Below are 13,017 nucleotides of genomic sequence, written 5' to 3'. Positions count from 1 at the left end.
CTTCTCAAACGCCGTATTCCCGATATTGCACCGGGGTCATGCCTTCGAATTCCTTGAATAATTTCGTGAAGTGGCGGATATCGCTATAGCCGACCTGGCCGGCGATTTCGTAGATTTTAAGCGGGGTTTCCTTGAGCAGCCGCTTCGCGGCGTCGATGCGCGAGCGAAGCACGTACTTGCTGAACGTGACGCCCATTTCCTCGTGAAACACTTTGCTGAAGTAGGAATGGTTCAAGAACAGATGCGCCGCGACGTCGTTCATCGTCACCTGGTCGCCGCTGCTCTCGATATACCGCAATGCGCGCTCGACGATCCATTTGCGGCTGCGGGCCGGACGCGCGCACCGCCCCGAATCGGAAATCGCGTCAAACAGCGCGCCTTGCAGCGCATCCAGCGTGCAATCGGGCAGCTCGGGCGGGAAGGCCGGTTCGGCTTCCGGCGCTTGCGCGCGGCCTTGCGCGCGATTGCGATGGACGTTCTGGAAGAGCAGCCTCAGCCCTCTGCGGATCGCGAGCGGCCGGCATTGATCCCGATGCTGCCGCACATGCTCGCCCAGCTCCCGCACGAGCTGTTCGAGCAGCCCCGGATCGCCGATGCTCAGCGCGGACGCGAACCTTCCGTCCCAACCGATCGGACCGTGATAGACAAAGTCCGCCATCGGGCCGCGGGCCGTCCGCTCGGCGCCGAACAGCTTCCCGCCGCCTTCGTAGAACCAATGCGCGGCGGCTTGCAGCGCCTCCTCGAACAGATCGGACAGCTTGCCGTGGCTCGATTCCGCGGAATAGCCGATACCGATGCGCACCCCAAGCATTTGATCGGCTTGTTCGATCAGCCCGGGGAGCTCCCCGGCGACCGCCGGAGATTGTCCGCCGATCGTTTCCGGCTCGGAGTGAAGCATGACCAAGTCCGCTTCGCCGACGCTCTTCGGATGGTGAACCGGGAACGCCGCGACCGGACCGAACCGTCTTCCGGTTTCTTCGAGCATGTTGCCGAGCGCGTACAGCAAGAGCGTGCGATCCCTTGCCGCTTCCGCTTTGCTGCCCCAGTCCACGACCTTCACCGCGAACACGCGAATCCGGTTCGGATCGAGGTCGACCTGCAGCGCGTTCATCTGCCCCGCCACCCAGCCGGGGGAATGCGGCTCCCGGGTCAACAGCATCTCGAACAGGCGCTGCCGCGCGAGAACAAGCGTTTCCCGCGCCGACCAGGCCAGCTGCTGCAGCTCGGTTTCGGTTTGCCGCTTCCTCCTCAGCTCTTGCACGCAGCGCCGAATGACCCCGAGCATGTTCTGCTCGTTGATCGGCTTCAGCACGTAATCGAACGCGCCGTTCTTCAGCGCGGTTCTCGCGTATTCGAAGTCGCTGTAGCCGCTCATGATGATCACTTGCGACGCCATCTTCGATTCCCGCATGCTCTTGAGGAACGTGATGCCGTCCATCCCGGGCATGACGATATCGGTAATGACGATATCCGGCGAGCTTCGCTCCATGATGCGCATCGCTTCTTCCCCGTCCGCCGCCTCTCCCGTCAAGCGGATGCCTTCCGTCGCCCAATCGATCGTTTCGCAAAGTCCTCTTCGAATCCAACGCTCGTCCTCCACAACCAATAAGGAAAACAAATCATTCACCCTTTCGTTGTATACGTTTTCAAGCCGGGCTCTGCCTGTCTGCTTCGGTTTTCCGATCACCGCCTTTTTCCCGATTGCGAGTAGCAAGCCAAGATGTATCCAATAATTTAGCATAACCGGACAGACATCCGCATCCTAAATTTGTCATATTCCGAGCTGCAAAATTGCGACAGGCTCCCTCGTCATGCAAAATAATTGTCGTATCTTCCTATATTTAACTTATTCGACAGCCTGCGACTTGAGCGGCGGATCGCCGACCGGCGATAGCAACGCAAAAAGCAGCGAATCGGCTGTTGCGCCGGCTTCGCTGCGAAGGTTTCATGCTAGGGCAAATTTCTTGCTTTGGCAATCGGGATGCCCGATTACAGGGCAAGCGGAGTCAGAGGGTTTCCCGTCTCGCGGCAATACCCCGCTCCGGGAAACGATCGCTTGAAGCCGCAAGAAGAGTCAAATGCGAAAAATACAAATTATAACCTATAAAATTAATCTTTACAGGTTATAATATCGAAGCTATACTGTGAACATAACCTTCTAAAACAAATAATGCCGGTTATAAACGACATAGAACCGAAAGGAATTGATCCTCATGAACATTCAAAAGCTTCCTTGGGCCGGCATTCGCGTCGAATCGGCAGGTGCCGCCATCGTCATCGATCCGCTTCATCATTTTCCCGCTTTGCTCGGCGAGCCACACGAGACGTTCTCTCCGCTGGCGACTTACGGTACCGCCGACGCCGTCCTGATCACGCATCAGCACCCGGATCATTTCGACCCCGAAGCGATCATGGCGGCCTACGGCTCCGATATTCCGGTATTCGTCCCGAGCGAAATCGTCGCGTTCGCGACGTCCAAAGGATTAACCAACGTAACCGGCGCTTCCGTCGGCGACACCTTCGAAGCCGGCCCTTTCACGGTGATCGCGGCGAACGCGGTAGACGGCTCGGGCGACCCGCAGCGTTCCTGGATCGTCAGAGGCGGCGGCAAACAAATGATTCATGCCGGGGATACGCTGTGGCACGGATACTGGTGGAAGCTGGCCGACGCCTACGGCGCCTTCGATGCCGCCTGCCTGCCCGTGAACGGAGCCGTGACGCGCTTTCCGCACGTGAAGACGCCAAGCGATCAACCGATCTGCCTTACGCCCGAACAAGCGGTCACGGCTGCCGAGATCCTCGGTGCCAAGAGGCTGATTCCCATCCATTACAAGGCCGCTCATCATCCGCCCGTCTATACCCAGACGCCGGACCTGATCAATCGCTTGACCGAGCGAGCGAAGGATCGCGTTCCTGTAAGCTTGCTGCAAACGAACGAGATTTATCCCCTCTGATCGCTCGTCGCGCGGCGAATCGCAAGGTAAAGTTCGGCCGGAGCGTCGAGCCGCGTTTCCCGCTAGCCGATGAACAAGTATTAAAAGAAGTCCATCAAATAGGTCGTCCGCTGCGGAATCGCGTTTCCCAGGCGGACGATTTGTTCGTCTGCGCCCCCGAGACGGCCGATGCGGGACATGAAGCCCGCCTTCTGATAGCCGAGGAGCAGGGCCGCAAGCGTTTGTATCGAACAGCTAAGCAGCGCTTCTTCCGCGGGCGCTTCCCCTTCGGGCAGCTTCGTTACGTTCGCGTTCGCCCCGTCATCCGTGAAGTCCAGACGGTAAACGCCTTCATTCCACTCGGCATGCCGATCGGAGATGCGCAGGTACAGCGGTTCGGCGTCTCCGCGCGCTTCGAATGCATACTGGGCCAGAAACGATTCGGCATCGACGATTCTCGCCGAGAAGTACGTGGTCCGCTCTTGCGCGAACCTGGGGTCATGCATCAGGAACGGAAGCTGGTCGTCGGCCGGAGCATTCAGTTCCACCTTGGTCATCATCGAGTCATGGTCCGCGATGAATTTCCACAAGCCCCTTCTGGCTTCCTCGTCCAGGAATACAAAATCATGAATGGTCGCCGCGCGGTCCTTCACTTGATAGAACACGTAGCCCCGCTGCTCGCCCTGCGGATTCACATAGACGGCGACCGTGCCCTTCTTGCCTTTCAAATAGCGTTCGTTCCACCAGTGCGCGTCCCGCTCCAACATGCCGTTGAATTGCTTCGCGTAAGCCTCGTAGACGGAGTTCAGGAGCTCCCCGTTCTTGTCGACGCGCACGATCTTGCTGCCTTCGGCCGCTTCGAACTTCGGCAGCTTGTCCGCGGGAATCTCGTATCTCACATAATCGACGTACGTCTCCCAGCCGTATTTGCGGTAAAACTCGAATTTGAACGGCGCCAGGAAAGAAAGCGTTTGCCCGCGGTCGCGCATCGACTTCAGCGCTTGCCCTAACAGCTGCGCCACCATGCCGCCCCGCCGGTACTCCGGCCAAGTCGCCACGCCGGCAATCCCGCCCATCGCGAAGCGGCGGCCGTTCACCCACGTATGGAACGGGATGACCTGGAGCTTGGCCGCCAACGTCCCATCCTTGAAGTAACCCAATAATTGCGATGGATCCATCTTGCCGACCTGCTCGGCTTGCTGTTCGGCGGTCAGTTCGTATTGAAACGCAAACTGCGAGAGCGCGATGCTCTCCTGAAGCTCATGCGGCTGCAGCGTACGAATCTCGTTCATGCGATCACCTCGTTCGAATTAATGAATCGTTGCCAACACGTTAGACGACAGGAATTGAGAAAAGTTTCTTTGCATTCCATTTCCCGGAACCCGGCATCGTCATGCAAGCCCGCGGCCGACGCAAGGCGGCATATCGCGAAGCCGGCCCGACACATGCAAAAAACGCCCGCGACGCATGGGCGCTCGCATGCCTCCCTTTAGACGCGCGTCAGGTTCTTCTGTTGAATCGTGTTGAAGAGCGTCGGCGCTCCCCATTCTCTTCCATCCAATCGGGGTAGCATTGTCGTGCGCACATTATACCATTTGACGAAACGGATATGTAAGATTAATATATAACTAAACAGTTAGTTATTATTTCAACGCTAAACTGAATTCATTCGAAAGAAGGATGCCTGCTCATGACGACGCGCACTTGGTTTATTACCGGGGTAAACAGCGGCTTCGGCCGCCATATGACCGAACAGCTTCTCGCTCGCGGCGACCGGGTCGCCGGCACCGTACGCAGAATGGAACTCATGGATGATCTCAAGGAAGAATACGGCGACCTCCTCTGGCTCGCGCATCTGGACGTCACCGACGCGCCTGCGGTCCACCGGGTCGTGAACAAGGCGTTCGCGGACCTCGGGAGGCTCGACGTGGTGGTCAATAACGCCGGGTACGGACTCTTCGGAGCGGCCGAGGAATTGACCGACGAGCAGATTCGCCATCAACTGGATACCAATCTGCTCGGTTCGATTCAAGTGGTCCGCGCCGCGCTCCCTCACCTGCGCGCGCAAGGAGGCGGCCGCATCATGCAGGTATCCACCTACGGCGGCCAAGCCACGAATCCCGGCGCATCGCTGTACCATGCCGGCAAATGGGGAATCGAGGGCTTCATCGAAGCGACGATGAAGGACGTCGCGCCGTTCAATATCGGCGTCACGATCGTCGAGCCCGGCGGCGCGCGGACGGCGTTCCGGTACGGCAGCGCCCGTCTCGGTCCCCGAATCGACGCCTACGAGGCCAGTCCCGCCCGCATGACGCGGCGCTTCATCGAGGAAGCCGTGCAGCTCTCGATCGGCGATCCCGCCAAGATGGCCCGGATCATGATCGACAGCGCGGATCAGCATCCGGCTCCGCTGCGGCTAGTGCTCGGCAGCGATTCCTACAACGCGATTCACAAAGCGCTGTCCGAACGGCTCGCGGCGCTGGAGGCGCAGCGCGAGCTTGCCTTCTCGACGGATTTCCCGCCGGTCGAATGACGTCACGCCAGGATGCGATTATCGGGCGATGCACGGGACAAAGCGCCGGGGACCTTGGGGTCCCGGCGCTTTCTTTGCGATCGCGGACGAGCTTGTTGAATCGCGGCTCCCGGAACGGCAGACACTACTTACATGCTCTGAACCGTCGGTCGGATGACGATTTCGTTGACGCTGGTATCGGCAGGTTCGTTGACGGCGTAAGCGATCGCGCCGGCGATCCGGTAAGGCGAGATGCCCATGTCTTTGAAATGGCCGGCCATCGCTTGCACTTCGGGACTCTTCACCGTGTTCAGCAGCTCCGACTCGGTAATGCCCGGCGAGACGATGGTCGTGCGGATATTGGACGATGGCGACTCTTCCTGGCGCAGTCCTTCCGTGATGGCTCTGACGGCGAATTTGGTCCCGCTGTATACGGACGAGGTCGGACTTACGGCGTGGCCGGCAACCGAAGCGATGTTGACGATATGGCCCGACTGCTGTTCCCTCATGACCGGCAGGACCGCGGCGATGCCATGCAGCACGCCTTTGATGTTCACGTCGATCATTTCATCCCATGCCGCGACCCTTAACTCGTTCAGCCGCGACACCGGCATGACCCCGGCATTATTCACGAGCACGTCGATTCGGCCGAATCGTTCGAGCGCGAACGCCGCCAGCTGCCGCATATCCTCGGAAGAGACTACGTCCGCCTTTCGGTAAGCGGCTTTCCCTCCCGCCTGCTCGATCTCGCTCGCGATCGTTTGCAGCCGCTCTTCCCTTCTGGCCGCCAATACGACCTTGGCTCCCTTTTGCGCCAACAGCTTGGCCGTGGCCTCTCCGATCCCGCTCGATGCGCCCGTTATGATGACCACTTTATCGGCTATGTTATCCAATGCGATCGTTCCCTTCGACTATCATTTTCAAACGCCTTATTCAACACGCGTTGATTAAATGGCGTTCGTTGATTATTATTATATAGGGATACGAAAGGACTTCAATCGCCGATGCGACCGCGTTTGTTTCATATCCGACATCCGGAGCGAAAGTGTTGATTAACTGGAGGAGGCCGATCCGATATGGGGACCGAAGCGAAGATCGACAGACGAATCGTCAAGACCAAGGAAGCGATCAACAAAGCGTTTTTGGAGCTATTTTCCGAAAAGGATTTCCAGCATATTACCATCAACGATATCTCGGAACGGGCCAACGTGAACCGGGGCACGGTTTATTTGCACTTTACGGACAAGTACGATCTGCTCGACAAAAGCATCGAGGACCATCTGAACAAGCTGATCACGTTTTGCAGCCATCATGATAACGATGAGGCGCATGTCTCGCTGATCAGCGAGCTGCAGCCGGTATTCGAATATTTCGAAACGCATTTCTTGTTCTTCTCCTCCATGTTCGCCAATCGCAGAACCTTCGTGTTCCGGGAACGAATGCTGCAGTTCGTCTCGGCCAGCGTCGAGCGGAAACTCAACGACCAGAAACGCCGTTCGGCCATCAACCATGAATTGAACGCGCAATTCATGGCCTCGGCTTTCGTCGGGATCGTGGAATGGTGGATTCAGCACGACATGCCGCATCCTCCGGCGTACATGGCCGATCAGCTGTGGCGATTGTTCGAGAAGAACGACATCTACCCTGCGCAATGAAGCAAAAAAAGACCCGCAGCAACGGGCTGCGGGTCGAGGTTTACTCTATTAAAAAGGGGGGTCGAGATTGATTATAGGCCGCCTTCGTTAAGCCAAGATGAAATTAAGATGTCATTTCGATTACATTTGTTAGCGGGGGATAAACGGGCGAATCGGTGCATCATTCGGTCAATCGTAATGCAAAATTTGCGCTTCCCCGGGCGCAAACGACTTCTCCGCGTAGTCGCTGCCCCAACCGCAAAGCAGTCTTAGTATTTGCTCAAGCGATTGCCCGAGCTCGGTGGTCGAATATTCGACCTTCGGCGGCACTTGATTGTACATCCGCCTGAGGATCAACCCGTCCGTTTCCAATTCGCGAAGGGTCTGAATGAGCATTTTTTGCGATATGCCCGGCACGAGCCGCTTTAATTCGCTGGTCCGTTTCGGGCCTTTGATCAAATAGTATAGGATAAGGCTTTTCCATTTCCCGCCGATAATCTCCATCGCGACTTCCAGATCGCAGTAATAGGTTTTCATGGATGCGTCGACCTCTCCCGGATACAATAATCACATTAACGACACTATATCTAAATGATGCTTGTACCCTACTAAAAGTTACTTTTGAATCATAATAGCATTTGTCGCCGGACAAGTCGACTCCGATCGCTGCACCTGACGTGCGAGCGGAAACGACGAAGAGACCTCGGGGCGGCTTGCCCTGAGGACCTTCCTGCGGAATACGCGGCCGAATCCTCACTGGCCCAACGTCCGCTTGTGATCGTTCCGCGCCCGCGCGATCCATCGGACCAGCAGCACCACCGCGGCAGCCGCAGCCAGCAGTCCGAGCGCTCGCATCCCGTAATAATAGATCGCGTAGCCCGCTTCCTGCACTTGGTTGCCCATTAAGCGGCCCAATAAGAAATAGATCAGCGTCCATGCCAGCCCCGTTCCGTAGGAGAAGACCGCGAACAGCTTGAAATTCATCTGGTTCATCCCCGCCAGATAAGGCATGACATGACGGACGAGAGGGAAGAAATAGCTCGCGCACAGCGCGAATTTGCCGTATTTGGAAAGCAGCTTTTCCGCGAAATGCAGGGCCTTCCCCATCCGCTCTTTCTTCTGCAGCCGATTCAGCAGCGGCCTGCCGTATTTTCGCCCCATCGTATAGCCGAACGATAAGCCGGACACGACCCCCAGAAAGGTGCATAGGAAGGCCGGAACCGGCAGCAGCGTTCCGCTTGCCGACACCGCCCCCGCCGTCATGACGATCACTTCATTGGGGACCGGTATGCTGATCAAGCCCAGGCACAGGACGAAAAACAACGCTGCGTAGCCTAAATGCTGAATCAGTCCCAACATGCTCGTGTAGTCCATTCCTACCTGCCTCTTTTCGTACCGGGCGGCCGATGCCTGATCCGCCCCCGGCTCCTAATCGTGCAGTTCTCTCTTCCGGCATACATAGACGAAGGCCGGAGGAAGATTAAGCGGCACGAACGCAATCTGCTCGATCTCGAACAATTCGCCCAGCTGCCTCTTCATCTGCCGGGAATATTGGAACGCAATGAATAATCCGCCCGGCCGCAGCGCGCGATAGACCTGATCGACCAGATGATCCCGAACCTCCTGCGGAAAATTGAAGAAAGGCAGTCCGCTAAGGATGCAATCGAGCCGGTCGATGTTTTCGCTGCGCATGGCGGCCTCCAGCCCGCGGCAATCCGGATAGCAGGGGAAATCCGCATACTCGCGCCGGAGCTTGCGGCGCAGACGACGATCCTGCTCGAACAGCAAGACCGTCGCGTTCGTTCGTTTGGCTTTCCGAATGGACGCGGTGATCGCGCCCGTGCCGGCTCCGAGCTCGGCGGCATAACGGACCTGATCCCATGGTACAGCGTCCACCATCCGTTTGGCCAGAAATTTCGAGCTCGGGGTCACGCTTCCGATAACGCCGGGCGAGCTCAGAAATCGCGACAGAAACAGAATTTGATCATGAATACGCGTTCTTGGACCAACCTGCATGCAAGGGCCTCCTTGAATATCATTCAGCTTCGATCCCTCTCATCCTAACCGAATAATCTTTGGATTCACCGGCGGAGATTCTGAATCTTTTCTGAAGATCGCAAGGTAGAGTTGGAACGCCGTTTCTTTCCGCTTTTCCCGACCGCCTACTGTGACTATAGCACGAATGCGGGCTTACGTCCCCCTCCTTTGATCCAGTGCTGCGCGATGAAAGGCTCGAACGTCCGGCGCGATCGAATGCCGCCAGCTGAGCGTAGCGAGCCGGATCTTATAATGCTTGCGGCATTCCTTCCGGACGTGTCGCGCAGCCTGCATCAGAGGCGTCCTGCGTCCGCGGCCAACGGCAAAAAGCCCGCCGTGGCGGGCTTCTCAGCATAATCAAGGCGTTGCCGGCTCGCCGGTTTTCCGTACGTACGTTTGCCGCGACGGCAACGCATCCTCCGCGCTCGGGTAGGCGGCAAGCTCCGGCTATTCAGCTGCGCTTCAATGCTAAGCGGCGCTCCGGCTGCTCGACGCTAGTCGACTCGGCGCGCGGCAAGGGTCAGGTCCGAACGATCGAACGGCGCGTGCTGAGCTCGAGCGGCGAATACGCCTCCGGGTTCGCCCGGTTCAAGTTCATCCGTCTGACCAGCGGCGTCGCGCGATTGCACATGAAGCGCGGCACGCCCGAATGATTCTGCGAGGCGCAATGGTACAGGAACGGGTGGCAGAGCAGCACGTCGCCGGGGGATGCCGGCGTTTCGGCCACGCGCAGGCGTACGCCGCTCGCATCGACGTGCGTCTGCTCCATGAACGTACGGATGCGATCGCCGGTTCCGGGCTCGGCCGCAGCGGCTGCATCGTTGGCGTAGAGATCGGCGACGGCCTCGCCGTCTCTCGTATTCGTCAGCTCCCGCAGCCATGGATGAGAGCGGTTGGCGATGGCGATCGCTTCGTGCGCCATGGGGCCGTCGTTATGCTCCGCCAAGATATTGGCGACGATCTTATGCGATCCTTCGGCGACGAGCGTGCTGCCGCTCCGCAAGCCGATCTCCGAGAAGACGCACAGCAGCAACAAGCCCTGCTCGGGACTGTCGACGTAATGCGGGCGGCTCATGCCGTCCCAATGCCAGCCGTTCGTCGGCACGTCCCAGGGACGGTCCGCGCCGGACGCGAAATTGACCGGCCACCAGCCCCACAGCGTCTTCTTGTCGTCCTGCCCGTAGACGGAACGTTCCTTCCACCGCCCGGCTCCGACCACGTCCTCGATGGCATCGGCCAATCGCAACGTATTGCAGACTTGAAACGCCTCGTCGTCGAATTGTTCCTTGATGTGCACCATCGGCTGGTTCCAAGTCCCGCGATCATCCTTCTTCACGCCCTGCTTCTCGACCTGCGTCCATAGCAGCTCCTGCGCGGCAAGCGCCGCCTTGCGCGGGAACGCCTCTTCGAGCCGTACGTACCCAAGTTCGATGAATTGCTCGATTTGCGAATTCGTCAATACTTTGGTATTCATCGTTTCACATCCTATTCTGAGTGCTGGTCCTCATCTTCTAATGTAAATCGCGATTCGGACGATGACTACGACCTAATAGGATCGAACTAACGGTTTTATGACATCGTGTTCCAGCCTGCCCGCGAACCGCTCCCGAACGTGCGTCGAACGGCGAATCGCGCTTGCTCGCCAAGTCTTCTCTTCGCGATTCGCATTATTGCGCCGAAGCTTGCCGCTGAACAAAATAAAGCTGCCGGTCAAGGATCCGGCAGCCTGCATGAATAGGAACGATTAGAGCAATGGGGGCAATGTGCCGCGAACGAATCAGAGGCCGCCGTTTAGCTCGATCAGATTGCCGGCGGGGTCGCGCAAGTAAGCGACGCGATGGCCCCATTCGGGCGTATCATGCGGTTCTTCGACGAATGCAATGCCCTTGCCCGTCAACCGGTCGTAGGCCGCATCCACGTTCTCGACGCCGATGATGATCGCGATCCGGTCTTGGGCGCTGAATGCATGCGGCTTGGGCGGGGCGCCGGCCGGCTCGCTGGCGAGCAGAGGCTCCAACGCAATATGAATGTCTCCCGTCCGGAATTCGGCATATGGCGTGTCTTCGTTGCCATGCAGAACTTCTAAATCCAGGATATCCCTGTAGAACAAGAAACAGTCTCGCACGTTCGGCACCAACAAACGGATCTGCAAAATTTTCATCGTATTCCCTCCATCGAACAAAAGTCGCTGCACCGCGCTGCGTCGATTATACCAAACAAGTGTTCTGCATTTCAATTGTTTTTTCCTGTTATTTCCTCTGCGAGGCGACTGGTTCGACATCCTCGCGCGCGAATACACGTTGCTCTTGTACTTACTTTGTATTAGTATGAGATACATATCGTATCATTCGAAATGAGGTGTTCAGGTTGGAGAACGCGAACGAAGTGTTTTTCAAATTGGAGCGCGAAGTCGCGTATCAGGGAGTCGCTTATATCGTTGTCGAGAATCTGTCGTCCGATTATCTTTTGGTTATTCGGAAAGACGGGGGATTTCCGGCAACGCCTGTCGTGATCCCGGAAGTCGGTTGAACAACGAGAAAAGCCTCATGATAGCGCAAGGGGCTTCCGTGAACGTCCCGCATTGCAGAGCGTTTTAAGGATGACATAACAAATCGCCCCGGGCAGCCCGAAGCCGTATTGGCCTCCGAAGCAACCCGAAGCGATCGTTTAGCATGGCAAGCATGGTGGGCAGGATCATGAATCCCGCGCGTACTGTTACTGCCGCAGCTCGCTGATCGCGACCCAGCGCCGCTCGGCGATGGAGACGTCCACGGCCTCCAGCACTTCCTGGCACTTGATGCCGTCCGCGAAATTCGGCTTGGGCTGGCGATCGTCGCGGATCGCCTCCATCAGCTCGAGCACCTCGTGGATGAACGTATGCTCGAAGCCGATCGTATGGCCCGGCGGCCACCAGGCATCCATGTAATCATGGGCGGGATCGGTCGCGAGCACGCGCCGGAAGCCCTGCACGTCGTCCGCGTCGTCGGTAAAATAAACCTCCAGCTCGTTCATGCGCTCGAAATCGAAACGCACGCTGCCCTTGCTGCCGTTGATCTCGAACGCGTTCGTGCAGCGATGCCCGGCGGCAAGCCGGCTCGCCTCGAAGCTGCCGAGCGCGCCGTTCGCGAACCGCGCCATGAACGACGTCGCATCGTCCACGGTCACGTCGCCCATCGGCCCGTCGGTATTTCCCTGCGCGCTGAGGCCGGCCATGGACTCGGCGAGCGGACGGCGCTTGACGAAGGTCTCGCTCATGCCGACCACTTCGTCGATCTCGCCGACGAGATAGCGGGACAGATCGATCAGATGCGCGCCGAGATCGCCGTGCGAGCCGGAGCCCGCGACTTCCTTCTTCAGCCGCCAGACGAGCGGGAATGCCGAATCGACCAGCCAATCCTGCAGGAACGCGGCGCGGAAATGATGAATCTTGCCGATCCTCCCTTCGGCGATCAGCTTCTTCGCCAGGCGGATCGCCGGCGCGAAGCGGTAATTGAAGCCGACCATATGCTTGACGCCCGCCGCTTCCGCCGCCGCGAGCATCTCCCTGGCGTCGGACAAGGTCAGCGCAAGCGGCTTCTCGCAGAACAGATGCTTGCCCGCTTTCGCCGCCGCGATGGCGATTTCCTTATGGGCGTCGCTCGGCGCGTTGATGTCGACGACGTCGATATCCGCCTGGTTGACCAGCTCGCGCCAATCCGTCACCGCATGCTCCCAGCCGAACTGCTTGGCGGCTTGGCGCACGCCCTGCTCGTCCCGGCCGCAGATCGCCTTCATGACCGGAGCCGGGGCATCCGGGAAGAACATCGGCAAATCGCGATACGCATGGCTGTGGGCTTTGCCCATGAATTTATAACCGATCATGCCAACTTGGATCTCTTTCATGCTTGCGCCTCCATCCTAT

Annotated in this window: 12 protein-coding genes; 3 read left to right on the top strand and 9 right to left on the bottom strand. The window is 58.2% G+C overall.

All coding sequences use genetic code 11. The features are described 5' to 3' along the window. Window positions 1–4: 4 nt before the first annotated feature. Complete coding sequence (locus tag GT019_RS28215; protein WP_161746796.1) at window positions 5–1,618, bottom strand: response regulator; 1,614 nt, start codon at window positions 1,616–1,618, stop codon at window positions 5–7. 595 nt (window positions 1,619–2,213) lie between these two features. On the opposite strand from GT019_RS28215, the gene GT019_RS28210 reads away from it, so the two are divergent. After that, the gene (locus GT019_RS28210) at window positions 2,214–2,954 is read left to right on the top strand and encodes an MBL fold metallo-hydrolase (RefSeq protein WP_161746795.1); all 741 of its coding nucleotides are present in this window, start codon (window positions 2,214–2,216) and stop codon (window positions 2,952–2,954) included. A gap of 80 nt (window positions 2,955–3,034) precedes the next feature. On the opposite strand, the gene GT019_RS28205 is transcribed toward GT019_RS28210, so the two are convergent. Next, entirely contained in the window at window positions 3,035–4,225 is a 1,191-nt protein-coding gene (locus GT019_RS28205) for a GNAT family N-acetyltransferase (RefSeq protein ID WP_161746794.1), read from the bottom strand. A gap of 398 nt (window positions 4,226–4,623) precedes the next feature. Here GT019_RS28205 and GT019_RS28200 point away from each other — a divergent pair, with 398 nt between their 5' ends. Further along, complete coding sequence (locus tag GT019_RS28200; protein WP_161746793.1) at window positions 4,624–5,466, top strand: SDR family oxidoreductase; 843 nt, start codon at window positions 4,624–4,626, stop codon at window positions 5,464–5,466. Between the two features lie 128 nt (window positions 5,467–5,594). On the opposite strand, the gene GT019_RS28195 is transcribed toward GT019_RS28200, so the two are convergent. Continuing rightward, the gene (locus GT019_RS28195; protein WP_161746792.1) at window positions 5,595–6,338 is read right to left on the bottom strand and encodes an SDR family oxidoreductase; all 744 of its coding nucleotides are present in this window, start codon (window positions 6,336–6,338) and stop codon (window positions 5,595–5,597) included. A gap of 183 nt (window positions 6,339–6,521) precedes the next feature. Between GT019_RS28195 and GT019_RS28190 the strand changes: the two genes are divergently transcribed. Beyond that, window positions 6,522–7,100, top strand: a complete 579-nt coding sequence (locus GT019_RS28190) for a TetR/AcrR family transcriptional regulator (RefSeq protein WP_161746791.1) — start codon at window positions 6,522–6,524, stop codon at window positions 7,098–7,100. A 168-nt stretch (window positions 7,101–7,268) separates the two neighbouring features. On the opposite strand, the gene GT019_RS28185 is transcribed toward GT019_RS28190, so the two are convergent. From GT019_RS28185 to GT019_RS28160, 6 genes are all read right to left on the bottom strand, one after another. Then, window positions 7,269–7,616: a winged helix-turn-helix transcriptional regulator gene (locus GT019_RS28185; protein ID WP_161746790.1), complete on the bottom strand. Its 348-nt coding sequence runs from the start codon at window positions 7,614–7,616 to the stop codon at window positions 7,269–7,271. Window positions 7,617–7,832: 216 nt separating this feature from the next. Beyond that, window positions 7,833–8,453, bottom strand: coding sequence for a DedA family protein (locus GT019_RS28180; RefSeq protein ID WP_161746789.1), 621 nt, complete (start codon window positions 8,451–8,453; stop codon window positions 7,833–7,835). Window positions 8,454–8,507: 54 nt separating this feature from the next. Then, window positions 8,508–9,095, bottom strand: coding sequence for a class I SAM-dependent methyltransferase (locus GT019_RS28175; RefSeq protein ID WP_161746788.1), 588 nt, complete (start codon window positions 9,093–9,095; stop codon window positions 8,508–8,510). A 541-nt stretch (window positions 9,096–9,636) separates the two neighbouring features. Beyond that, window positions 9,637–10,590 carry a phytanoyl-CoA dioxygenase family protein gene (locus GT019_RS28170; RefSeq protein WP_161746787.1) on the bottom strand — a complete coding sequence of 318 codons (954 nt, stop codon included), beginning with the start codon at window positions 10,588–10,590 and terminating at the stop codon, window positions 9,637–9,639. Window positions 10,591–10,893: 303 nt separating this feature from the next. Beyond that, the gene (locus GT019_RS28165; protein WP_161746786.1) at window positions 10,894–11,277 is read right to left on the bottom strand and encodes a VOC family protein; all 384 of its coding nucleotides are present in this window, start codon (window positions 11,275–11,277) and stop codon (window positions 10,894–10,896) included. A 554-nt stretch (window positions 11,278–11,831) separates the two neighbouring features. Further along, the gene (locus GT019_RS28160; protein ID WP_161746785.1) at window positions 11,832–12,998 is read right to left on the bottom strand and encodes a Gfo/Idh/MocA family protein; all 1,167 of its coding nucleotides are present in this window, start codon (window positions 12,996–12,998) and stop codon (window positions 11,832–11,834) included. Window positions 12,999–13,017 lie beyond the last annotated feature (19 nt).

Source organism: Paenibacillus glycinis (assembly GCF_009909185.1).
In the GTDB taxonomy this organism is placed as follows: Bacteria; Bacillota; Bacilli; order Paenibacillales; family Paenibacillaceae; genus Paenibacillus_Z; species Paenibacillus_Z glycinis.
This window is presented reverse-complemented; position numbering and strand designations above follow the sequence as displayed.

Coding starts and splice junctions, on each gene's coding strand:
- GT019_RS28210 (WP_161746795.1), top strand. CDS start 2,214: ATGAACATTCAAAAGCTTCCTTGGGCCGGCATTCGCGTCGAATCGGCA.
- GT019_RS28200 (WP_161746793.1), top strand. CDS start 4,624: ATGACGACGCGCACTTGGTTTATTACCGGGGTAAACAGCGGCTTCGGC.
- GT019_RS28180 (WP_161746789.1), bottom strand. CDS start 8,453: ATGGACTACACGAGCATGTTGGGACTGATTCAGCATTTAGGCTACGCA.
- GT019_RS28175 (WP_161746788.1), bottom strand. CDS start 9,095: ATGCAGGTTGGTCCAAGAACGCGTATTCATGATCAAATTCTGTTTCTG.
- GT019_RS28190 (WP_161746791.1), top strand. CDS start 6,522: ATGGGGACCGAAGCGAAGATCGACAGACGAATCGTCAAGACCAAGGAA.
- GT019_RS28160 (WP_161746785.1), bottom strand. CDS start 12,998: ATGAAAGAGATCCAAGTTGGCATGATCGGTTATAAATTCATGGGCAAA.
- GT019_RS28205 (WP_161746794.1), bottom strand. CDS start 4,225: ATGAACGAGATTCGTACGCTGCAGCCGCATGAGCTTCAGGAGAGCATC.
- GT019_RS28185 (WP_161746790.1), bottom strand. CDS start 7,616: ATGAAAACCTATTACTGCGATCTGGAAGTCGCGATGGAGATTATCGGC.
- GT019_RS28165 (WP_161746786.1), bottom strand. CDS start 11,277: ATGAAAATTTTGCAGATCCGTTTGTTGGTGCCGAACGTGCGAGACTGT.
- GT019_RS28170 (WP_161746787.1), bottom strand. CDS start 10,590: ATGAATACCAAAGTATTGACGAATTCGCAAATCGAGCAATTCATCGAA.